The 21810-nt window shown below is 32.0% G+C and carries 22 protein-coding genes; 1 reads left to right on the top strand and 21 read right to left on the bottom strand.

Going from position 1 to position 21810, the window contains the following annotated elements; translation table 11 throughout:
* Positions 1–2: 2 nt before the first annotated feature.
* The 20 genes from Q0876_RS02280 to Q0876_RS02185 are packed head-to-tail and all read right to left on the bottom strand — an operon-like array spanning position 3 to position 20478.
* Entirely contained in the window at positions 3–902 is a 900-nt protein-coding gene (locus Q0876_RS02280) for a sulfotransferase (protein ID WP_299223597.1), read from the bottom strand.
* Positions 895–2205: a flippase gene (locus Q0876_RS02275; protein WP_299223595.1), complete on the bottom strand. Its 1311-nt coding sequence runs from the start codon at positions 2203–2205 to the stop codon at positions 895–897. The genes Q0876_RS02280 and Q0876_RS02275 overlap by 8 nt, the downstream gene beginning before the upstream one ends.
* Before the next feature lie 26 nt (positions 2206–2231).
* A complete protein-coding gene (locus tag Q0876_RS02270; protein ID WP_299223593.1) occupies positions 2232–2777 on the bottom strand; it encodes a hypothetical protein in 546 nt (181 codons plus the stop codon).
* Positions 2778–2784: 7 nt separating this feature from the next.
* Positions 2785–4302, bottom strand: a complete 1518-nt coding sequence (locus Q0876_RS02265; protein ID WP_299223591.1) for a hypothetical protein — start codon at positions 4300–4302, stop codon at positions 2785–2787.
* 3 nt (positions 4303–4305) lie between these two features.
* Positions 4306–5763 (bottom strand): MBOAT family protein, encoded by a 1458-nt coding sequence (locus Q0876_RS02260; RefSeq protein ID WP_299223589.1) that lies wholly within the window; start codon positions 5761–5763, stop codon positions 4306–4308.
* Positions 5764–5781: 18 nt separating this feature from the next.
* The gene (locus tag Q0876_RS02255) at positions 5782–7035 is read right to left on the bottom strand and encodes a GTP-binding protein (RefSeq protein WP_299223587.1); all 1254 of its coding nucleotides are present in this window, start codon (positions 7033–7035) and stop codon (positions 5782–5784) included.
* 10 nt (positions 7036–7045) lie between these two features.
* A complete protein-coding gene (gene cysD / locus Q0876_RS02250) occupies positions 7046–7951 on the bottom strand; it encodes a sulfate adenylyltransferase subunit CysD (protein ID WP_299223585.1) in 906 nt (301 codons plus the stop codon).
* A 2-nt stretch (positions 7952–7953) separates the two neighbouring features.
* On the bottom strand, positions 7954–8547 hold the full coding sequence (gene cysC / locus Q0876_RS02245) for an adenylyl-sulfate kinase (protein ID WP_299223583.1): 594 nt from the start codon (positions 8545–8547) through the stop codon (positions 7954–7956).
* A 1-nt stretch (position 8548) separates the two neighbouring features.
* Positions 8549–9004, bottom strand: a complete 456-nt coding sequence (locus Q0876_RS02240; RefSeq protein ID WP_299223581.1) for a DUF2061 domain-containing protein — start codon at positions 9002–9004, stop codon at positions 8549–8551.
* Between the two features lie 4 nt (positions 9005–9008).
* On the bottom strand, positions 9009–9806 hold the full coding sequence (gene cysQ, locus Q0876_RS02235; RefSeq protein WP_299223968.1) for a 3'(2'),5'-bisphosphate nucleotidase CysQ: 798 nt from the start codon (positions 9804–9806) through the stop codon (positions 9009–9011).
* Positions 9796–10851 (bottom strand): GDP-L-fucose synthase, encoded by a 1056-nt coding sequence (locus Q0876_RS02230; protein ID WP_299223579.1) that lies wholly within the window; start codon positions 10849–10851, stop codon positions 9796–9798. The genes cysQ and Q0876_RS02230 overlap by 11 nt, the downstream gene beginning before the upstream one ends.
* A gap of 9 nt (positions 10852–10860) precedes the next feature.
* The gene (gene gmd / locus Q0876_RS02225) at positions 10861–11979 is read right to left on the bottom strand and encodes a GDP-mannose 4,6-dehydratase (RefSeq protein WP_299223577.1); all 1119 of its coding nucleotides are present in this window, start codon (positions 11977–11979) and stop codon (positions 10861–10863) included.
* Between the two features lie 3 nt (positions 11980–11982).
* A complete protein-coding gene (gene rfbD, locus Q0876_RS02220; protein ID WP_299223575.1) occupies positions 11983–12852 on the bottom strand; it encodes a dTDP-4-dehydrorhamnose reductase in 870 nt (289 codons plus the stop codon).
* Entirely contained in the window at positions 12852–13397 is a 546-nt protein-coding gene (gene rfbC / locus Q0876_RS02215; protein ID WP_299223573.1) for a dTDP-4-dehydrorhamnose 3,5-epimerase, read from the bottom strand. Before rfbC ends, rfbD begins: the two co-directional genes overlap by 1 nt.
* Before the next feature lies 1 nt (position 13398).
* Positions 13399–14262: a glucose-1-phosphate thymidylyltransferase RfbA gene (rfbA, locus tag Q0876_RS02210; RefSeq protein WP_299223571.1), complete on the bottom strand. Its 864-nt coding sequence runs from the start codon at positions 14260–14262 to the stop codon at positions 13399–13401.
* Positions 14263–14277: 15 nt separating this feature from the next.
* A complete protein-coding gene (gene rfbB / locus Q0876_RS02205; protein WP_299223570.1) occupies positions 14278–15333 on the bottom strand; it encodes a dTDP-glucose 4,6-dehydratase in 1056 nt (351 codons plus the stop codon).
* Positions 15326–16390: a hypothetical protein gene (locus tag Q0876_RS02200; RefSeq protein WP_299223569.1), complete on the bottom strand. Its 1065-nt coding sequence runs from the start codon at positions 16388–16390 to the stop codon at positions 15326–15328. The genes rfbB and Q0876_RS02200 overlap by 8 nt, the downstream gene beginning before the upstream one ends.
* A complete protein-coding gene (locus Q0876_RS02195) occupies positions 16387–18078 on the bottom strand; it encodes a hypothetical protein (protein WP_299223567.1) in 1692 nt (563 codons plus the stop codon). Before Q0876_RS02195 ends, Q0876_RS02200 begins: the two co-directional genes overlap by 4 nt.
* Before the next feature lie 28 nt (positions 18079–18106).
* Entirely contained in the window at positions 18107–19609 is a 1503-nt protein-coding gene (locus tag Q0876_RS02190; RefSeq protein WP_299223565.1) for a GH3 auxin-responsive promoter family protein, read from the bottom strand.
* Complete coding sequence (locus Q0876_RS02185; protein WP_299223965.1) at positions 19609–20478, bottom strand: M23 family metallopeptidase; 870 nt, start codon at positions 20476–20478, stop codon at positions 19609–19611. The genes Q0876_RS02190 and Q0876_RS02185 overlap by 1 nt, the downstream gene beginning before the upstream one ends.
* Positions 20479–20591: 113 nt before the next feature.
* On the opposite strand from Q0876_RS02185, the gene tatA reads away from it, so the two are divergent.
* Positions 20592–20777 (top strand): twin-arginine translocase TatA/TatE family subunit, encoded by a 186-nt coding sequence (gene tatA / locus Q0876_RS02180; RefSeq protein ID WP_299223563.1) that lies wholly within the window; start codon positions 20592–20594, stop codon positions 20775–20777.
* A 56-nt stretch (positions 20778–20833) separates the two neighbouring features.
* Here tatA and Q0876_RS02175 read toward each other — a convergent pair whose 3' ends face one another.
* Complete coding sequence (locus Q0876_RS02175) at positions 20834–21808, bottom strand: DUF4837 family protein (protein WP_299223561.1); 975 nt, start codon at positions 21806–21808, stop codon at positions 20834–20836.
* Positions 21809–21810: the final 2 nt, after the last annotated feature.

The following is a 21810-nucleotide window of genomic DNA, read 5'->3' as shown; positions in this document are numbered from 1 at the left end:
ATTTAACTCCATTTTTGAAGTAATTCTTTTTGAATCATACTTTCTAGGTTACATATATCTTCTTTATAGTAGTGTTTCAAGTTTAAATAGGTCTCTGGCTTAATTTCTTGTTTTTCAAAATTTTCACTAAAAAAGTTACGTTTCAACTTGTCTTTCAATCTATCAGACAATAATTTGTTTAAAGTTCTTTTTATTTTTTTTTGTCTTAAAAAATTAATAACGCTACTGTTTTTTAAATGGACTGTTTCATTGTGCTTTTCTGACAGATCATAATCATTAAAAGAATCTATACTTAAAAAATCATACAAATCATTCATGGTGTTTTCAATACTCTTAGTCCAGTCTTCATAAATAATAATCTTAATATTATCCTTATCGAAGAGGTCATAGTAGGGTTTAACTTGATCATGGTAAAGCCCCATTTCTAAATACAAATTGCCTCCGCCCCAAATTTTGAGTTTATCTGCTTTAATGGCATCTTCAAAAGTGGTTTCTTTTTCATAACCAGTACTCAAATGCATCAAGTAATGACTATATGCTCTATGTATTGGATTACGAAGCGAAATAATTATTTTAGCATCAGGATTGTAGTCATAAATTCTTTTTGCTGCGTCTTTATCCCATAAATATGATGGGCTTACCTCTCCTTTAAGTAGATCTCCTGCTTCAGAAAAAAGAGACTCATAAACACTATTTGAATTAATTATCTTCATATGATATTGCTTCCCTGGTTTGGGAATTTCATATACCTCTTGATCTAAAGATTCTACATTGGAAAAAAAATTACATTCTTTGACTTTCGGCACAAAAACACCTGGATGCATAGAAAGGTATTTATATATTGAGGTGGTGCCTGATCGTGCTGCTCCTACTACAAAAAAATCAACCTTAGCATTATTCATTAGCGTGTAAAAAAGTTTTTATTTTATCTTTTTTGTAAATATAAACTACGGTTGTTATATTCCAAAATATCATGCTAAAAGATGTAGAAAAAGCAGCACCATTTATTCCATAAAGCGGAATTAAATACCAATTAAGAATTAAATTCAAGAAAAAGGAGAACAGTAATATTTTTTGGAGAACGTTTTGTTTTCCTGTCATATTCATATACACACCTACTGAACCACATAATGCATTGATTGACTGTCCTGCAAGCAATATAAATAACGCAGTTTGAGCAACCAAATAAGCTTCCCCATACCACTTTAAAACAACATTAGAAAGCACAGCTAGACCTATTATAATTGGAAATGTTAATAAAAAAATTAAACGTGTAGCGCTCTTAATTATCTTGTTTAATTCTTTGAAATTTTTGAGACTATAGAGTTCTGCTATTTTTGGTGCTTGAACTGTATTGACTGAGGCCAACACAAGAGAGATCATTGTTGTTAATTTAATAGCAACAGCATAAAATGCTACACTTTCAAAATTTGTGAATTTACTAAGCAAAATAATATCTACGCTTTGCATTAAAACATAAGCGATTGAACTTATGGCCATTGGGCCAGATCTTTTAATAATGTCTTTGTATGTGATCTCAATTTTTAAACTACTGCCTTTGCCGTTAGAAAAATAAACAAATAAATAACCTGTTGAAATTATACTTAAGATCAAAAAATTCAGTAAAAATAAATCTATTAGAAATCCTTGTTCTTGAATGTTATAAATAATAATTATACCTATCAAGAAAGGCAAATACCTAAATATATTTCTGTAAAACTCAGAAATAAAAATTTTATTTATTCCTCTAAAAACATCAATATTAAGCATAGTAATGCTGTAAAAAAACAGGGTGGCAACTGTTTTTACAACTATACTTGCGACTTCTTTTTCAAAGAAGATATTAATGTAGGTGTCATCTATAAAATAAAATAAAATAAATACTACAGCAGAAATAAAAAAGACAATGACTGTCATTTTTTTATAAATACTCTTTAGACTGTCTAAGGCATTACGGGATGTAAGAAGCCCTGAATAATATATGACAGATTGATGCATTCCAAAAACACAGATACCACCTAAAAAGATTAGCAATGATCGCGTAAAATCATATTGACCAACCAGATTTGGATCAAAATAATTAGTAAGGATTAAGGTTAATGAAAAAAAAAGAACAACACCGATTATTCTTAAAAAAAGAACTTTAAGACTTTTATTTACAAGACTGTTATTAAAATAGTATTTAAGTTTTTCGATGAGGTTCATAAAAAATACCTGTCAGAACGTTAGTCTCATTTTCTTTTAAGTGTACTAATGAAGGTTTTTTTAAAAAAAATTAAGGGGTTTGATACTCCGTCTACTACTTTTGTTCTAAACGTTTTTTCTTCTAAGCCTTTTTCGATAAATTTATTGAATATGAAATACTTATTCAAATCCTCTGCAGTATTGATGTCATAATACTTATCTCCATAAGTAACTGAAATATTTATTATTTCAACAATCTTTGGCTGTTGTCCTCCTAAACTTATCAAAATATTTTCAGAAATATTACCAGATCCAAACTCAGCAACTATCGAGTCATCATGAGAGGATGGTGTAATTTCTTCGAAGATATGAATATCTTTCTTTTGTAATTCATCAACTTCAATGTTCTTCATGATGATCTTAAAAACATCAGACTTATTTGTTTTAAAATTGAATTCGATTCTTAAACTTGGTTCGACAATTTCTACCTTTGCCTGTTTTAGTTCTGTTGATTCATCTTTACTAGTAACTTCTTGACAGCTTACAATTAATAATGCTAGAAAAAATAGTGTTAGCTCTTTTATTTTAGACATGAGATTTTTATTTGATTATCCTTACGTTTTCAAGCGTAAGTGGTTTGGCTCCAGATACACTTTTTTTTGTTTTCTTGTCTTTTAGAACAATTCTAATTTTATCAAAATTGGTTATTTGACATTTCTTATCTAACATCAATAACATATAATTTTTATCGTTTATTGTAATAAGTCTAGGATAAACTTCCCAGTGTAGCTTATTTTTTTCAGTTCCTAATTGCCATTTGGGCCGTTTATCAAAATCTGCCTTGTTAATCGTTTTACTGATTAGAAAATAGAAATCATCTAAAATTGAATCATTTATAGTTTGAGTGTATTCAATCACAATATACCTATTACTCTCATCTATATTAAACACTACATCATTTAGAGAGATATCTTTATTTAATTTGTGATTTGTTTTGTAACTGACACCTTTTTTAAGTGTGTTTTCTATTTGTTTCGTTATGCTCAGAGTGACTTTCTCTTTAATATTCTCTGTTTTTCTTGGAACTACTTTTTCAAGTTCTTTTTTAAAATATACTGGGTTTTTTACTTCAAAAAAACCAAAGTCAGCAATTTTCTTAGCTAACATAATAGAGGTCTTGTATGAGCCATTGACATTCAGGTGTCCTTTATCCCAATAGTCTTCAAAAGTTAGTCCAAGCTCATTGAACTTAGTATTGAAATCAATATAGTTGATTTCCTTTTGGTTTTTAAAATATCTATTCAATAAATAATGTTTTTTATTATTCTCATCCCTGAAGAAAGCATCGAAATAAGGCGCGGAAACAAAAAGCATTTTCACATTGTTTTTCTTACAAATTTTGATGGTTTCTAAAATATCAGAATAATTTACCTCAAAGTTTTCAAGCTCTTTTTTTGAGGGAATTACTTTCAAATAATTTTCATACTCTACAATAAAATCTTTGTATTTTTCTTTCTCTTGATTACCAATCTTCTTTTTCAAATTAAAATAACCTTTGTAAAAGATTACGTTTTCATTATTTACTGGAAATTCATTTAAGCTCCAGTTTCTATTATACCATTTATCGTGATTTCTTATAGTTTCACTATATACAGACGGTAGTTCACTAAAACTGTAGATCTTGTTGATTGTTTGCACCCTTCTTTGACTCAATGGAGTATAATCAATGACTCGTAACTGAGAACCTTTTGATTTTGCTAGCTTAGGAAGCTTAATCAAAGTGGGAAATAAATCTATAATAACTAACTTAGGTTTGGCTTCTTTAATAGCATTCTCTAATAGTAAATTAGTTGTTATGTAATTTTGACCTCCAGTGCTTAAATTGTAGGTTTTTGTATTAAACACACTGTCAATAACTTTAGGGAAATAGGCGTTCTTAGCATGAGAACTCCCAACAATAATTATATCTAGAGAGTCAGAGTCATTTGAAGATTTATAGAACTCATTAAATGTTTTACTATTAGCATTAGAGTCTCTAAATACTGGGTCTAAAACATAAGCCAATATCAAACAAGAAATCAGAGTTAAAATTAAAGTTTTGAATATTAATGTTCTCATGAACTAAAACTGAAAATAAATAAATTCGCTAACCTGATTTTCACCATAAATACCAAAAACTAAAATAATGAAAACCACAGTCAAATAAAATGACCATCTAACTGGTAAAACTTGCTTAGCAAGCAACCTTTGCATATTATACGTCTTATGCATCCATTCAAATATCACTAAAAATACAATTGTAATTAAAGATAATATAAACTCAGGCTTAACTAACCCTAAACTATAAATATTTTCGTAGTTGAAAACCCCTTTCCCAATATTTGATATTAATGTAAGAGAATCTTTTAAGCTATTAGCCCTAAAAAAAATCCAAGCAAAGCAAACAATAATAAATATCATTGGAATAAACACTATTTTACTGGCTAGATTATTTTTAAGATGTAATGCTTCAAAAATCTTTATCCGTTGTTTATAAAAAGCTTTTTCTATCACTATTATAATACCGTGAATAGCTCCCCAAATCACAAAAGTCATTGCAGCACCATGCCACAAACCACTAACTAAAAACACAATAAATAGGTTGGCATAAGTTTTATGTTTTCCTTTCCTACTTCCTCCAAGTGGAATATAAACATAATCCCTAAACCAAGTTGATAATGATATATGCCATCTCCTCCAAAATTCTGTTATAGATTTTGAGAGATATGGACTATCAAAATTCTTCATCAAATCAAATCCCATAGTTCTTGCTGCACCAATAGCAATATCTGAATATCCTGAAAAATCACAATAGATTTGGAAAGCAAAAAAAATCGTGGCTAAAATCACATCAAATCCATAGTGATCCGATGGATTGTTGTATACTTGATTTACAGCTATAGCTAATCTATCTGCAATAACCATCTTTTTAAACAACCCAAAAGCCATCAACAATAATCCAGATTTGACTTGATCATAATTGAACCTGTAGGTTTTATAAAACTGTGGAAGCAAATGTGAGGCTCTCTCAATAGGACCAGCTACAAGTTGAGGGAAAAAAGAGACAAATGCAAAAAATGATAGGGCATTTTTAGTTGGTTTCAATTGTTTCCTATAGATATCAATGGTATAGCTCAATGTTTGAAATGTATAAAAACTAATTCCAACTGGTAGTATAATATTGAGTGTAGAAACTTCTATATTCTTACCAAATAAAGTAAAAGCGTCAACAAAAGTTTCTACAAAAAAGTTGGTATACTTAAAATATATTAAAAACCCAAGATTAACTAAGAGGCTAATTAATAATAAATTTTTTCTTTGTTTTGGATTTGATGTTTTATGAAGCTTGTCACCAACAACGAAATCTACTATTGAACTAATTGCTATTAAAAATAAAAACCTCCAGTCCCACCAACCATAGAAAAAATAGCTAGATATTAAAATTAGTACATTTCTATTAAATAGATTTTTAGAAACTAGCCAATAAAGAATAAATACTATTGGAAAAAAGATTGCAAAATCTATAGAGTTAAATAGCATCTATTAATATAAAAAAAATTAAACAATCATCCCGGCTGCCACAGTTTCATTTGTTGCATCATCAACGAGTATGATACTACCTGTGGTTCTATTTTCTCTATAAGAATCGAACATTAAAGGTTTTGTTGTTCTAATTTTTACTTTAGAAATATCGTTCATTTTTAATTCTTTGTCTTCACTATTTCTTTCTAAAGTATTAATATCAAACTTATAAACCACTTCTTTAATCATAGCTTTTTGCTCATTAGACGTATGTCTTATACTGTATTTGGCTCTTGGTTTTGCAGAGTTGTTATGCAACCAACATAACATCACTTCTATATCTTGAGAGGCTTCTGGTTTATTATTTGATCTCACAATCATATCTCCTCTACTAATATCAATGTCATCTTCTAAAGTAACAGAAACAGACATTGGTGCATACGCCTCATCTAAAGATTTCTCAAGTGTATCAATGCTTTTGATTTTTGATGTGAAGCCAGAAGGCATTACAGTAACATCATCGCCTACTCTAAGTATTCCACTTACAACTCTACCTGCATAACCTCTATAGTCTCTGTGTGAGTCATTTTGTGGTCTCAAAACTGTTTGAACAGGAAAACGGGCATCTACTTTATTTATATCACTACTAATATGCATCGTCTCAAGAGTATGTAATAAAGGAGCTCCTTGATACCATTCCATGTTTCTTGATCTATTCACAACATTATCGCCAAGTAAAGCACTAATTGGAATAAATCGAACATCTCTAACAAGCATTTTTGAAGAAAATTCTTCAAACTGATTAATGACTTTGTTATACGCTTCTTCTGAAAAGTCAACCAAGTCCATTTTATTCACACATACAATAACATGTGGTATTTGAAGTAGTGATGCTATGAATGAATGTCTTCTAGTTTGTTCTATTACTCCATGACGGGCATCTACCAGAATGATTGCTGCATTTGCAGTAGACGCTCCTGTAACCATATTTCTTGTATATTGAATGTGGCCTGGCGTATCTGCAATGATGAATTTGCGCTTTGGAGTTGTAAAGTATCTGTAAGCAACATCAATAGTAATACCTTGTTCGCGCTCATCCCTCAATCCATCTGTAAACAAGGCTAAGTCAACACCTTGATGCCCCTTTTTTTTACTTGTGGTCTCAATTGCTTCTAGCTGATCCTCAAAAATAGATTTTGAATCGTAGAGTAATCGTCCTATTAACGTACTTTTTCCGTCATCTACACTTCCTGCAGTTGTAAATCTTAATAATTGGTTGTTATCTAGCATGTTCTTTTCTTTAAAAATAACCTTGACGTTTTCTATCTTCCATTGCTGATTCAGAGCGCTTGTCATCACTTCTGTTCCCTCTCTCGGTTTGTCGCATCCCAGAGACCTCATCTGCAATTTTCTCTAAGGTATCAGCGTCAGATTCAATCCCTCCAGTAATAGTAATATCACCAAGAGTTCTAAAACGTATCTTTTTTGTAACTATTTCTTCATGATCTTCTAATATTAGAAACTCAGAGTTAGGAATCCAAGAATCTTGTCTCCAAACCACTTCACGCTCGTGTGCAAAATATAGTGATGGAATTGCGATGTTTTCTCTTTTAATGTAATTCCAAACGTCCATTTCTGTCCAATTACTGATTGGAAAGGCTCTAAAATGCTCTCCTTCAAAATGTTTTCCATTAAAGATATTCCAAAGTTCAGGGCGTTGGTTTTTAGGGTCCCATTGTCCAAAATCGTCTCGATGAGAGAAAAAACGCTCTTTAGCTCTAGCCTTCTCTTCATCTCGTCTTCCGCCTCCAATAGCACAATCAATTTTGTTAAACTCGATCGCATCAAGTAATGTTGTGATTTGTAATGCATTACGAGTTGCGTTTTTCCCTTTTTCTTCAGCAACACGACCTTCATCAATAGACTCTTGTACAGATCCTACGATAAGTTCAGCACCTAATTCTCTAATAATATCATCTCTAAACTTTATGGTTTCAGGGAAGTTGTGGCCTGTATCAACATGCATTAAAGGAAATGGTATTTTAGAAGGGTAAAATGCTTTCTTTGCTAAATGTGTGACTAATATAGAGTCTTTACCTCCTGAGAATAATATTACTGGGTTATCAAACTGCGCCCACACTTCACGTAAAACATAAATTGCTTCACTTTCTAATTCATCTAAATAATTTAAATAATATTTACTCATTATTATCTTGATAATTTTGGTATTATAAAATCTACAATTCGCTGAGCTGCAGATTCAACCGATTCATTTTCTGTTTTGATTTCAATATCTGGACTTTCAGGAGCTTCATAAGGCGCTGAAATTCCAGTCATATTTTTAATTTCACCAGCACGAGCTTTTTTGTATAACCCTTTAACATCACGTCGTTCACATTCCTCTACACTTGTGTTGATAAAAATCTCGACAAAGTTAACATCTTTAACGATACTTTTAATATTCTCACGGTCTTTTTTATATGGAGATACAAAGGCTCCTAACACTACTAAACCAGCATCTACCATTAGGTTGGATATTTCAGCAATTCGACGAATATTTTCGGTTCTATCTTCTGGCGAAAACGTTAAGTCATTGTTAATTCCTTTTCTTATGTTATCACCATCTAGCGTATAGGTTTTAATCCCTTTTGAAAAAAGTTTTTGCTCTACAACATTAGCTATAGTTGATTTTCCTGAACCTGAAAGCCCAGTAAACCATAGTAAGAATGAATTATGATTATTAGAATCTAACCTATCGTTTTTTGAAACCTGATAGTCATGAGGAATTATATGTTTTGACATATTATCTTTTTTTTCCGAAAAAAAATTGTCTAATTCTACCTAAAGGAAGTTTTAGCCAAAGTCTTTCGTGTAAGTAATAAAGCACAAATTTCGTAAATAATTCTGTAAGTGCAATATATAATGCTATCTCATCAAAAGCATTTAAGACCGAGCCTGAGATTAAAAATGTCATCGTAGTTGCAATAATTCGCCAAGAAATTGTTTTTTGAAGGGTTTGCCTTTGAGTAACCGCTTTATTAAATAATACTTTTTGCCAAATTCTCTCGTGCAAATAGTACACCACAAACTTAATAAGGAATTCAATTGAGCCAATCTTAATGGCGTTGTCAATACTACATTCGCCTATTAAACAAGTGATTAGTAAAACAACAAGAACTGTATCTGTGGTTGCTACAATTCTCCATGAAATACCTTTTAAAAGGCTTCTTATATGCGACTCTTTCTTATATGTAGTCATAGATTTAGTGCTTAGAGACTACAAACCATGGGTTTAATAGGTTTTCTTTATTGTATAAAAGTGGTTTATTCGTTTCTTTTGAAATTACTTCTACGCCAACAGCATTACATATTGCTTGTCCTGCAGCAGTGTCCCATTCCATAGTTGGTGCAAAACGAGGATATACATCAGCATTACCTTCCGCTATTAAGCAAAATTTAAGCGAACTACCTTTAGATACAACCTCTACTTGTTTTCCAGTATTTTTTATCGTTTCAATAAAATCTAGTGTTTCTGGGCTCATATGAGAACGGCTACCTACAACTTGTATTTGGTTCCCATTTCCGTTTTTAGGTTCTAATGGTTGTGCCAGTTTGAACACATCATCTATTGATGTGTCGTGCGATTCTAATTGTGCCTTAAAGCCTAGATTGGCTGAAACGTTTCCAGCATAAAGCATCTTCGACGCCGGAACATATATAACTCCTAAATTTGGTTTTCCTTCTGTAACCAAAGCGATATTAACCGTAAACTCACCATTTCTCTTAATAAACTCTTTAGTTCCGTCAACTGGATCTACTACCCAACAAGTACTCCATTCTTTTCTCTGCTGATATGCTACCTGTTTATTTTCTTCACTAATAACAGGGAAATCTGTATTGATAAGGTAAGAGTTTATAACATCATTGGCTTTCTTATCAGCTTCTGTTAGTGGTGATTTATCATCTTTGAGCTCTACATCAAAAGCTGAGTCATAAACTTTCATAATAACTTCTCCAGCTCGAAGGCTAGCTTCAATTGCTAACTTCAAATTAGGATTCATGTTCAACATACCATTCAAATATTTTTTTAATCCCATCCTCTAATTTCATCTTATGTTTCCATCCTAACTCATTTAATTTAGAAACATCTGTTAATTTTTGTAATGTGCCATCATGTTTCTCTGTATTATATCTTAATTCTCCTTCAAAACCTATGACCTGTTTTATTTTTTCGGCTAATTCTTTAATTGTAATATCTTCACCTGTTCCAATATTAATGTGTGTGTTTTTGATTTCTTCTTTCGTGTCTTTTGAAATGGTGTCTTTGAAGTCTCTATTCTCCATTATAAATACACACGCATCTGCCATATCCTTTGACCATAAAAATTCTCTTCTTGGTTTACCTGAACCCCAAATTTCTACACTGTCCTTTGTTACCCCTTTTGCCTCAAGCATGTCCTTTGCCTCTTCAATTGAATCTAGTTTTGTATCTCTTAGTACCTTATCAAGGTTTGAATCACTTAAAAGCTTGGCTAAATAAATTTTTCTAATTAAAGCGGGTAGTACGTGCGATTTTTCTAACGAAAAATTATCGTTAGGCCCATATAAATTTGTAGGCATAACTGAAATAAAATTGGTGTTATATTGTAAATTATAACTTTCACACATTTTAATTCCTGCAATCTTTGCAATCGCATATGGTTCGTTAGTGTATTCAAGTGTGTCTGTCAATAGACATTCTTCTTTGATGGGTTGCTTAGCTTCCTTAGGATAAATACAAGTACTCCCTAAGAATAATAACTTTTTGACATTATGAAGGTAACTTTGATGAATTACATTGTTTTGAATCATTAAGTTCTCATAAATAAAATCTGCTCTGTATTTGTTATTAGCATGTATACCACCAACTTTTGCTGCTGCTAAAAACACATACTCAGGTTTTTCTGTTTTAAAGAATAACTCGACAGCATTTTGGTTAATTAAGTCTAGCTGTTTATGTGTGCGGGTAATAATATTCGAATAACCTTTCGCTTTAAGGTTTTCTTGTATGGCACTACCCACAAGACCGCTATGCCCAGCGATGTAAATTTTTGAATCTTTCCTCATTTTCATTTCTTATTCAAAATAATTACTTATTCTATAACCACCTTCTTGAAGGTATTGTTGCTTTTTCATCATTTTCAAATCACTTGCCATCATATCATCTACTAAATCTTGTAAATCATATTCTGGTACCCAGCCTAATTTTTCTTTAGCTTTACTAGCATCACCTATAAGTAAATCAACTTCTGTGGGACGATAATACTTTTCATCAACAACAACGACCTCTTTACCTATTTCAACTTCATAAGCTGGGTTACTAGATGTTTTTACATAGCCTTTTTCATTCGAGCCGCTGCCTTTAAAATCTAATTCAACACCTACATAAGCAAAACACATTTTAACAAAATCTCTAACTGAAGTAGTTTTCCCTGTGGCAATAACCCAATCTTCAGGTTTATCTGCTTGAAGGATCATCCACATCATTCTTATGTAGTCTTTTGCGTGACCCCAATCTCTTTGGGCGTCAAGATTTCCTAAATACATTTTATTTTGAAGTCCAAGAACAATCTTTGAAGTTGCTCTTGTTATTTTTCTAGTAACAAACGTTTCGCCTCTTATTGGAGATTCATGGTTAAATAAAATCCCATTACAAGCAAACATTCCGTAAGCCTCTCTGTAATTTACTGTAATCCAGTAAGCATACATTTTTGCAACTGCATATGGGCTTCTTGGGTAAAAAGGAGTCGTTTCTGTTTGTGGAACCTCTTGTACTTTTCCATAAAGTTCAGATGAAGATGCTTGATAAATTTTAGTCCTTTTTTCTAAGCCTAGCGCTCTAACTGCTTCTAAAATTCTAAGCGTTCCAATACCGTCAACATTTGCAGTGTATTCTGCCATTTCAAAAGACACATGAACATGGCTCATTGCAGCTAGGTTATATATCTCATTAGGCTGCACTTCTTTTATTATTCTTAGTAAATTAGTGCTATCTGTTAAGTCTCCATAATGGAGAAATAGGTTTCTATCTTCTAAATGTGGGTCTTGATATAAATGATCTATTCTATCAGTATTGAACAACGATGATCTTCTTTTTATACCATGAACCTCGTAACCTTTTTTTAATAAAAACTCACTTAAATATGCTCCATCTTGACCAGTTATACCTGTTATTAATGCTATTTTTTTCTGCATAAATTAGTTGATTTTGTTATTAACGTTAATAAGCGCCTTTTTTAAGCTATCTCTCCAATAAGGAATCTTAATGTTTAGTACTCTTTCAATCTTGGTTTTATCTAAAACACTATAGTGTGGTCTTCTAGCTGGTGTTTTATATGCTTCGGATTTAATTGGATATAAGTCGATAATTGTATCATTCTCTTCAAAAATAGCTTTAGCAAAATCATACCAGCTAGCTACACCTTGATTGCTATAATTGTATATTCCGTAATCCTGATTGTTGTTTTCAATAATTTTAATTATTGTCTTAGCTAAATCTTTTGCGTAAGTTGGTGTTCCAACTTGATCTACCACAACCCTTAATTCATTTTTCTCTTTAGAGAGTTTTATCATTGACTTCAAAAAATTATTGCCATGTTCAGAGTATAGCCAAGATGTTCTTATAATAAAATAATTGGAGAGTTGCTTCATTACTTGCTGTTCTCCTTTCAATTTACTTGAGCCATAAACACCAATAGGGTTGGTTTTATCTTCTTCAGTGTATGGAGTAGATTTACTCCCATCAAATACAAAATCTGTAGAAACATGAATTAATGTTATCTGTTTTTCACTGCAGGCTTTAGCTAAATTTTTAACTCCAATTTCATTTATATTTATCGCACTTTCAGTATTGGATTCTGCCTTGTCAACAGCTGTGTAAGCAGCACAATTAATACAATAGTCAATATCATTGTTGTTAAAAAAGGTCTCAATGGTATTTGCATCGAGAATATTTAACTCTTTAGAGTTTTTATATATAAAGTGAAGGTTTTTATCGTTGCTGTAGGTTTCAATGTCCTTTATGCAAGTAGCTAATTGACCCTTCGAACCTGTTACTAAGATATTCATTACAGTATTGCATTATCTAATTTTGGCAAAAGTACATCTTTTTCAGATACAATAATCTCACTTTCTGAAAGACCCCAATCAATATTTAGCTTTGGGTCATTATAAATGATTCCTGCCTCAGATTCTTTGTTGTAATAATTATCACATTTATATGAAAAAACTGCTTCGTCACTTAACACAATGAATCCATGAGCAAAGCCTCTAGGAATAAATAATTGTTTTTTATTTTTGTTAGATAGCTCAACAGAAACTTGCTGACCAAAGGTAACAGATCCCTCTCTAATATCTACAGCTACATCTAACACCAGTCCTTTAATTACTCTTACTAATTTTGCTTGAGCATGTTTTCCGGTTTGATAGTGTAACCCTCTTAAAACACCTTTAAAAGAGCGGGATTGGTTGTCTTGAACGAAATTAATATCTTGACCAATGATTGTATTGAACTTTTCTTTATTAAAACTTTCAAAAAAATAACCTCTTTTATCTTCATAAACTTGAGGTTCTAAAATAAAGCACCCTTTAAGATGTGTTTCTGTTGCTTTCATACTATTGCTCCAAAATACTAAGTAAGTGTTTTCCGTACCCGCTTTTAATTAACGGCTGTATTAGTGTTTTTAGTTGTTTCCTATCTATATATCCCATTCTATAAGCTACCTCTTCTATAGCTCCTATTTTCAACCCTTGACGCTCTTCTATAACCTGAACAAATTGAGACGCCTGCATAAGGGAGTTAAATGTTCCTGTATCTAACCACGCAGTACCTTTGTCTAAAACACTAACTTTGAGCTTACCTTGTTTTAAATACTCTTTATTTATATCTGTGATTTCTAACTCACCTCTGTGACTTGGCTTTATATTTTTAGCTATTTCAACCACAGAATTATCGTAGAAATAAATCCCAGGAACTGCATAATTGGATTTTGGGTTTGCGGGCTTTTCTTCAATTGAAATAACGTTTCCTTCTGAATCAAATTGCGCAACACCATAGCGTTCTGGATCATGAACATGGTAAGCGTATATTATTCCTCCAACAGGGTCATTATTAGATTGTAATAATTGCTCAAGACCTGTTCCATAGAAAATGTTGTCACCTAGTATCAATGCTACTTTTTCATTTCCTATAAATTCTTCACCTATTATAAAAGCCTCTGCCAATCCTTTTGGAGCTTCTTGAACTGCATATTCAAAGTTACACCCGAATTTTTTCCCATCACCTAATAATTTTTTGAAAAGTGGTAAGTCGTGAGGTGTTGAAATTATAAGAATATCTCTTATGCCAGACCACATGAGCGTTGAAAGAGGGTAATAGATCATTGGTTTATCATAAATTGGCATTAATTGCTTACTTACTGATAATGTCAATGGGTGTAATCTTGTGCCTGATCCTCCCGCTAGTATTATTCCTCTCATAAAATAAATAAGTTTTTAGCTGTATTGTCTTTGGTAGTATGATTCGTAATCTCCACTTGTGATATTATCGAGCCAAGTCTGATTGTTCAAGTACCATTCTATGGTTTTAGATAGCCCTTCTTCAAATGTAACTGATGGGTACCATCCAAGTTCTTTGTTGATTTTACTTGCATCAATTGCATATCTTAGGTCGTGTCCTGGGCGATCTTTTACAAATGTAATTAGTTCTTCAGATGCTCCTTGTTTTCGCCCTAATTTAACATCCATTTGCTGGCATAATAGTTTTACCAAATCTATATTTTTCCACTCATTGAAACCTCCAATGTTATAGGTTTCTGAAAGTTTACCCTTGTGAAAAATCAAATCTATAGCTGTGGCATGGTCTTTAACGTATAGCCAATCTCTTGTGTAATTTCCATCTCCATATACAGGCAAAGGCTTGTTGTTGATTATATTATTAATAAATAATGGAATTAATTTTTCAGGAAACTGATTTTGCCCATAATTATTTGAACAATTAGAAATTATATAAGGTATTCCATAAGTCTCTCCGTAAGCTCTGACAAAATGATCTGAACCAGCTTTAGATGCAGAATATGGAGAATTAGGGTCATAAGGTGTCGTTTCTTTGAAAAGCCCAGTGTGTCCAAGTGATCCATAAACCTCATCTGTACTTATATGGTAAAACAACTTATTTGAAAAATCTGATTTCCATAAGTTTTTAAATGAATTCAATAAAACCATAGTGCCAATAATATTGGTCTTAACAAAGGACAGTGGGTCTGATATGGATCTGTCTACGTGTGATTCTGCTGCAAGGTGAATAACGCTATTAAATCTATACTTTTTAAAAAGCTCATCGACTAAAGTTTCGTCAGTTATATCTCCTTTTATAAAAGTATAGTTTGCTTCGTTTTCTATATCTGATAAATTTTCAAGGTTTCCAGCATAAGTCAATGCATCAAGGTTAAAAATATGATATTCAGGATATTTTTTAACAAATAATCTTACAACATGTGAACCAATAAACCCTGCACCACCAGTAATTAGTATTTTTTTTGAATTACTCATAGTTTTTAACAAACCTAACAATAATTTTAGTTAGAAAAATTAGAAATAAAGCAAGAAAGGATAAAATTGGAAAGATGATCGAATACTTCTGTAAAAAACCATTAGTCACACTACCTATTTCTTGAAAGCCTGAAACTGTATCAAAAAATACATCTTCTTCAACTTTTTGTTCATCTAATCTTTGAAGTTCTTTTCTTAGTTCTAATTCTTTATTTAAAAGTTCAAATTCTTTAGTTTTTGATTCAGCTGGCTCGATAGAAAAACCTTCTCCAATACCAATTTTCTGACTGTTGGACTTAGATTCTTGTTCTAAGACTCTTATATACACTTTTTGTAATGAATCTACAGACTTGATAGAAGATATAATGTTTTGTTTCTGAATGTATATTAAAGAATCTCTTTTCTTCATTTTCTTTTCAGAATATGTGTTTTCAAATGATGAATTGAGTCCTTTTTCTAAGTTCTTAAAAATATCTTTCTTTTTTGATTCTACTGTAATTTCATAAAAATTAGAAGAAAAGATATCTCTGTTTTCAATAAATTCATCATACGAAATCTCTTGAGCTCTTATACTATCTAATGACTTTAGGTATGTGTCGTATTCTTTTATCTTGTCATTTTCACTCTCAGGACCTATATCGATATCAAAAGCAATAACACTTTTCGAGTCTTCTTGATCGATATTGAAAATTTGTGCAAAAGTATCATATTCCTCGTTAGCTAATAAAGCATTGAAATAATTTATATTATTTACTAACTGATATTTAGAATCAAAGTATGGTTTTACAAACATAGAAGACTCATATACATCTGGCATGTATTTTTCAAGTGCGTAACCAATAATTGCAGAGCAAAATAAAACAATCATTATCAACTTGAAATTATCTATTATAGCTTTTAATAAAAAGACAAAAACAGATAAAATGGATTTAAAGATTGACTTAATAAAGTTATAAATCTTGGTAAAAAAGTTTCCTATTTGATTAAAAAAAACGATTAAATCTACTTCTTCAGATTTATTTTTATTTGTGTATTCTTCATGTATGTTTTCACTCATTTCTCAAATATTTGTTGTAAAATTTTTCTTGTTATTAAATATGTTGGTTTCACTCCAGATGTCCCCAAACCTCCAGAAGCCAGAGTGCTTCCAGTTTCTAAGGGATTATCACTTGCATAGTACGCATATCTAACTTTTACGTCTGGATTAATACTTCTTCTTACTTTAGATGCCGCTTGAATAGCCTTTTGATAATGTGCACCTTCCATCTCTAGTCCAATGACATTCCATGTCGAATTATGGAAAAACTTCAATATTTCTTTATTTTGAAGAGAAGTGCCTAAAACGGTAATCATTGAGCCTTCATAAACATCAACACCATGACCGTTCATATCTGCTTTACATAACTCATTTTCAAAAGGATAGTTGTCAGCCGTTCCTTCAAAAATATGCGCTGAAGGAATCATGATATCGCCTTTGCCTCCTTCTAAAATTCCAGCTTTCCCCATTATTGAAATTGACTCTACATTTAAATGTACCTTTTTCCCATCGGCTTTGATCGGCTTTAATAGCTCATCAATAGTTTCGTAGGCCTGTTCTCCAAAAGCGTAGTCCATAACAAAAATAACCGGTTTTTCTTTGCCTTTGTATGTTTCATTAATCTCAATGTCTAATTGAGAAAAGTCTATTTTTTCTGTATCAAAAATTTGAACATCAATATTGGTTCCAGATGTATCTTCTATATAGACCATTCCATTCTGCAACGCTTCTTTGGTTACTTTATTGCGTAAGCTTTGATTATCTTTTTGACTTAACGCCTCATAAACTTCAAAAATACTCTTTTTAGACGTTAAGTTTTTGAGTGCTGTGGGCGCAAAAATAGAATTCATTACACTGTGCATATTGGCACTGATTACATGAATTGGTCTCTCTAAGAGGTTGTTCTTATGTAAAATGCGTTTTATGTTATCTGCCCAGATCTCACCATGAATATGATGGCCAAGGCGTTCTCTCAATACAGGACTAAATGTAACTGTTCTTTTATTGTTATTTACAACTTCTTCTATTGCTAGTTTACCTAACCAATAAATGATATGTAGTAAACGTTCTGGTTTTGCTGCAGATTCAAACTGTTTATGAGCATCGGTCAGTTCATTGAAGGTTCTTCCTAAAATATTTGCTGTGTGCGTAATAGCTATTTCACGATCTTTTTGGTTTAGTTTTTTAGATGATAAAACCGCTTTTTCCAACTTCATCCAATCGCGAGTTGTTGTTCCTTGCTCATCAATCAAAACACGTTTGCTTATTTTATGAGATTCAACAAACAGAAAGGTTAAATGGGTTAATATGTCATAAATTTCTGAACGGCCACGAGTAACTTCAATGTTCATTTGTTCGTCATCTATACGATAGCAATTACGTCTTCTCTTAGGAGGAATAATAGGTTTAAAATGTGAATTTCCATAACCTTCATCACTTGTAAGGTTTATAAAGGTGCATTCTTCAATGCCCTCTGGTAATCTATCGATAACATATAATAATCCTTCAAGCTCAGCCTTTTCTTCAGCAATTGAGCCATAGATTTCTGGGCGAAGTAATAAAAGTGCTTCGCGTAAAGTCTCTCCAGAAACACCCATGGGTTTGTAGAATCCACGATTAAATAAGTGTCTCATAGTTATATACATTCTTTCAATAGCATTTGAGCTCTCTTGAGCTCTCGTTCTTTCATGACGTTTTTTCTGACTCATACACTTTGTTTAGCGAGCAAATATAACACTATTTAACTAATTTTAAACTGTATAATGTGTCTGCTATTTTCCGATCATTAGAAAGCCGTGGAAGTTTATTTTGACCTCCTAACTTTCCTATAGATCTCATGTAATCTTGAAATCCGTTTTTTTGAATAATCTTTACTTTTAGTGGCTGAAGAACATTGCCTTTGATCAAGTCTTCATAATAACTATTTTGTAATTGTAAAGACTGATCTATTTCATTGCCAAAAGTATTTAGATCATCAGGAGCCTTATCAAATTCGATAAACCACTCATGGTATGGTAATCCTGATTCAGGGTTTATTTGAGGAGCTACAGTAAATTCTGAAATTTGTGCACTAAATTTAGATATTGCTTCTTGCATAGCTTGCTCAACTTCTTTTCCGATAACGTGTTCTCCAAAAGCAGAAATGAAATGTTTTATGCGCCCTGAAACAATTACACGATAAGGTTTTAGACTTGTAAACTCTACAGTATCTCCTATATTATATGCCCAAAGACCAGCATTTGTAGAGACGATCATAACATAATTGACCCCTAACTCAACATCTTCAATAGTAATTCGCTTTTTCTGTTCGTTGAAAAACTCGTCTGCTTTAATAAATTCATAAAAAATGCCTGAATTGAGTTGTAAAAGCATGCCTTTTTCATGTTGTGAATCTTGGTATGCAAAAAACCCTTCGCTAGCAGGATATAGCTCAATACTATCTACTTTTCTTCCTATGAGGTCTTCAAATTTTGCTCTGTAAGGTTCATAATTGACACCTCCAAAAATAAACAGGTTGAAATTCTTAAAAACATCACCAACTTTCTTTCCGGTTTTTTCATTTATTTTTTCAAAATACATTTGTACCCATGATGGAATACCAGAAATAATAGTCATGTTTTCCGGTAGCGTTTCTACAACGATAGCTTCTACTTTAGTTTCCCAGTCATCAATACAGTTAGTTTTCCATGATGGCATTCTATTTCTCTGGAGATATTTAGGCACATAATGAGCAACTATTCCTGAGAGTCGGCCAAGCTGAATACCATTCTGTGTTTCTAAGATTGGGCTTCCTTGTAAAAAAATCATTTTACCATCTACAAATGAGCTATTTCCTGTTTCTGCGATATACATTAAAATTGCATTTCTAGCAGCTTCTACGTGTGTCGGCATGCTCTCTTTGGTAATTGGAATGTATTTAGCTCCTGATGTTGTTCCTGACGTTTTAGCAAAATAAATCGGTTTGCCCTTCCAGAGTACGTTCTCTTCGCCACTTACAACTCGATCTACATATGGTCTTAAAGCTTCATAATCTCTGATAGGCACTTTCTTCACAAAATCTTCATGTGTAGAGATGTCGTTAAAATTGTGGTCAATTCCAAACTTAGTATCTGCTGCTTGACTGACAAGTTTTTTAAAGACCTTGTTTTGGGTTTCAACTGGTTTGTTAGCCCATTTTAATATGGATTTTTTCACATAGTGTGCAAATGGTTTCGCTAAAGCAGATTTTATAGAGCGCATTACTTAAAATCAATAAAATTAGTTGGGTTAACCGGGTATCCTCTATTCCAAAGTTCAAAATGTAAGTGTGGCCCTGTAGTTAATTCTCCTGTATTTCCAGCCATAGCTACTACTTCTCCAGCTTTAACTAGGTCGCCTTGTTGTTTTGTAATTGAAGCATTATGCTTATATACCGAAATAAGTTCATTACTGTGTTCAATAATGATTACGTATCCTGTCTCGGCAGTCCATTCAGCAAAAATAACAGTTCCATCAGCTGTTGCTTTTACAGGAGTATCTTTTACTACAACAACATCAACTGCATAATGTTTGTCTTTGAGATCGAAAGGTTCTGAAATAACACCATTAACTGGAGGAAACAAAACAACATTTGAAGAAGATAATGCCGATTCAAAAACATTGTATTTGTCTTCCTTGTCAACAACCTCCCTTAATAAAGAATCTTCTTTTGTGGGTTTTAAATCAATGTCACTAGCATCTATAGCAGCTGCATCAATTATAGAGTCTCTGTTAAACTCAACTGTACTTACATCTCCTGTTAATACCCGCTTAATTGATGCGTAATACTGTTCATTTAATTTTATAACCTGTTCTAAAGAATCTGTTTTATAATTTAAATCTGTAGCTTTCTGTTTTAAAGCTGTTGAAGAATATCCAGGAATGTATTCTTTTAATGAAGTGAATGCTATTAAAAAAATCGTTCCTGCTATTAGTAAAATAGTAGATATAGACATAATGACAAATACATTCAATCTCGTTAGTTTTATTGCAAATCGCTCTTCAAATGTGTCTTCGTTCAACACCACTAACCGGTATTTGTGCAGTAGTTTTTTTGCTATTCGCTTTTCTTTCTGTTTTGCTGTCATTATCCAACAAAATTAATTAAAATTTAATCTACAATTCCTAGTGTTATCTTAAAGTTTAAGATAAAACGTTTATTCTTAAGTTTAATTATTAAATTTGCAATTCAAAATTATACGTTATGATAGCATCAAGCATATTTTTAGCTTTTGGAACTTGGCAAATCGTTTTAATCGTTGTCGTAGTATTATTGTTATTTGGAGGAAAAAAAATACCTGAGCTTATGAAAGGTCTGGGAAGCGGTATCAAAGAATTTAAAGACGCTAGCAAAGACGATGATTCTTCAGAATCTAAAAAAAAAGAATAAGTGTTTAAATTACAATATCTAAACAAAAAGCCAGCATGATTATGCTGGCTTTTTGTTTACTTAATTTTTAACGATTTAATAATTGCTTCAAGTTCAAACATATACTCTCTTTTGGCTACTGATGGCGCAAATACATAGCCTTCAACGATCAAGTGTCTATTATTAATTTTATCTTCTACAGCATAATTAATAAAAGGTCCAGACATAAAAGCGTTTTTTAAATCCCATAACCCTCTTGTTTCATATGCTGGTTTATTATCAATTATTGTCTCAGATATAAATGGAGAATAGGCGTCCTCAGTTCCCATATAAGTGTTTTCTAGAGTCCCTTCAATATGTATTTTCCCTATTGAATCTCGAAGTCTAACAATGTCTACAACTGCGCTGTCTCCTTTTCTTATAGCAGAGCTTGGAACATCATAAATCATCATGTCAATTGTTCCTGTCTCAATATCTCGTCTAATCCAGAAAAAATCATCTTCGTGCTTTGCTATCCTGTAAGCTGTTGGAAATCGCATTGACAATTGTAATTGCTCTTGCAAAACCTTGTCGTTAAATAGTGATTTAGAAATTCTACGTTGCTTCTCTTTAAGCTCTTCTTTTCTAAAGGCATTGACAATTTTTATCGTATTTGTTCTTATTTGTTCAATAATTTCAGCATTATTCTCTCCGGTAATTAAAACTAGTGTTTGAGGTCTAGCATAGGCGTCCTTGAGTATTTTTGTTTCTGCTTTTTTTCCTTTTTCTATTTTAAGAACTGTTCTATTCTTAGTGGCAAAACCTGAAAACACTTGAGGAGGCATTTGTCTCATTTTAAATCTTGGCTCGTCTATAGAAAGCCCTTCAATTGGTGCAGCTAATGTATCTCTTATTGCTTCTCCAACTGAACCTTCCCAAAGCATATTCTCTATTACTACAGATATATCATTAATATTTCCAGATGATTTAGAAACTGTGCGTTTATGGTCTTGATTATCACAAGAATAACACAAGGTAAGAATGATTAATAACAGTGTGATTTTTTGTTTCATAA

This window comes from uncultured Psychroserpens sp., assembly GCF_947503375.1.
In the GTDB taxonomy this organism is placed as follows: Bacteria; Bacteroidota; Bacteroidia; order Flavobacteriales; family Flavobacteriaceae; genus Psychroserpens.
The sequence above is the reverse complement of the archived record's forward strand: the minus strand, read 5'-3'. Positions and strand labels throughout refer to the sequence as shown.

Coding starts and splice junctions, on each gene's coding strand:
- Q0876_RS02280 (WP_299223597.1), bottom strand. CDS start 902: ATGAATAATGCTAAGGTTGATTTTTTTGTAGTAGGAGCAGCACGATCA.
- Q0876_RS02275 (WP_299223595.1), bottom strand. CDS start 2,205: ATGAACCTCATCGAAAAACTTAAATACTATTTTAATAACAGTCTTGTA.
- Q0876_RS02270 (WP_299223593.1), bottom strand. CDS start 2,777: ATGTCTAAAATAAAAGAGCTAACACTATTTTTTCTAGCATTATTAATT.
- Q0876_RS02265 (WP_299223591.1), bottom strand. CDS start 4,302: ATGAGAACATTAATATTCAAAACTTTAATTTTAACTCTGATTTCTTGT.
- Q0876_RS02260 (WP_299223589.1), bottom strand. CDS start 5,763: ATGCTATTTAACTCTATAGATTTTGCAATCTTTTTTCCAATAGTATTT.
- Q0876_RS02255 (WP_299223587.1), bottom strand. CDS start 7,035: ATGCTAGATAACAACCAATTATTAAGATTTACAACTGCAGGAAGTGTA.
- cysD (WP_299223585.1), bottom strand. CDS start 7,951: ATGAGTAAATATTATTTAAATTATTTAGATGAATTAGAAAGTGAAGCA.
- cysC (WP_299223583.1), bottom strand. CDS start 8,547: ATGTCAAAACATATAATTCCTCATGACTATCAGGTTTCAAAAAACGAT.
- Q0876_RS02240 (WP_299223581.1), bottom strand. CDS start 9,004: ATGACTACATATAAGAAAGAGTCGCATATAAGAAGCCTTTTAAAAGGT.
- cysQ (WP_299223968.1), bottom strand. CDS start 9,806: ATGAATCCTAATTTGAAGTTAGCAATTGAAGCTAGCCTTCGAGCTGGA.
- Q0876_RS02230 (WP_299223579.1), bottom strand. CDS start 10,851: ATGAGGAAAGATTCAAAAATTTACATCGCTGGGCATAGCGGTCTTGTG.
- gmd (WP_299223577.1), bottom strand. CDS start 11,979: ATGCAGAAAAAAATAGCATTAATAACAGGTATAACTGGTCAAGATGGA.
- rfbD (WP_299223575.1), bottom strand. CDS start 12,852: ATGAATATCTTAGTAACAGGTTCGAAGGGTCAATTAGCTACTTGCATA.
- rfbC (WP_299223573.1), bottom strand. CDS start 13,397: ATGAAAGCAACAGAAACACATCTTAAAGGGTGCTTTATTTTAGAACCT.
- rfbA (WP_299223571.1), bottom strand. CDS start 14,262: ATGAGAGGAATAATACTAGCGGGAGGATCAGGCACAAGATTACACCCA.
- rfbB (WP_299223570.1), bottom strand. CDS start 15,333: ATGAGTAATTCAAAAAAAATACTAATTACTGGTGGTGCAGGGTTTATT.
- Q0876_RS02200 (WP_299223569.1), bottom strand. CDS start 16,390: ATGAGTGAAAACATACATGAAGAATACACAAATAAAAATAAATCTGAA.
- Q0876_RS02195 (WP_299223567.1), bottom strand. CDS start 18,078: ATGAGTCAGAAAAAACGTCATGAAAGAACGAGAGCTCAAGAGAGCTCA.
- Q0876_RS02190 (WP_299223565.1), bottom strand. CDS start 19,609: ATGCGCTCTATAAAATCTGCTTTAGCGAAACCATTTGCACACTATGTG.
- tatA (WP_299223563.1), top strand. CDS start 20,592: ATGATAGCATCAAGCATATTTTTAGCTTTTGGAACTTGGCAAATCGTT.
- Q0876_RS02175 (WP_299223561.1), bottom strand. CDS start 21,808: ATGAAACAAAAAATCACACTGTTATTAATCATTCTTACCTTGTGTTAT.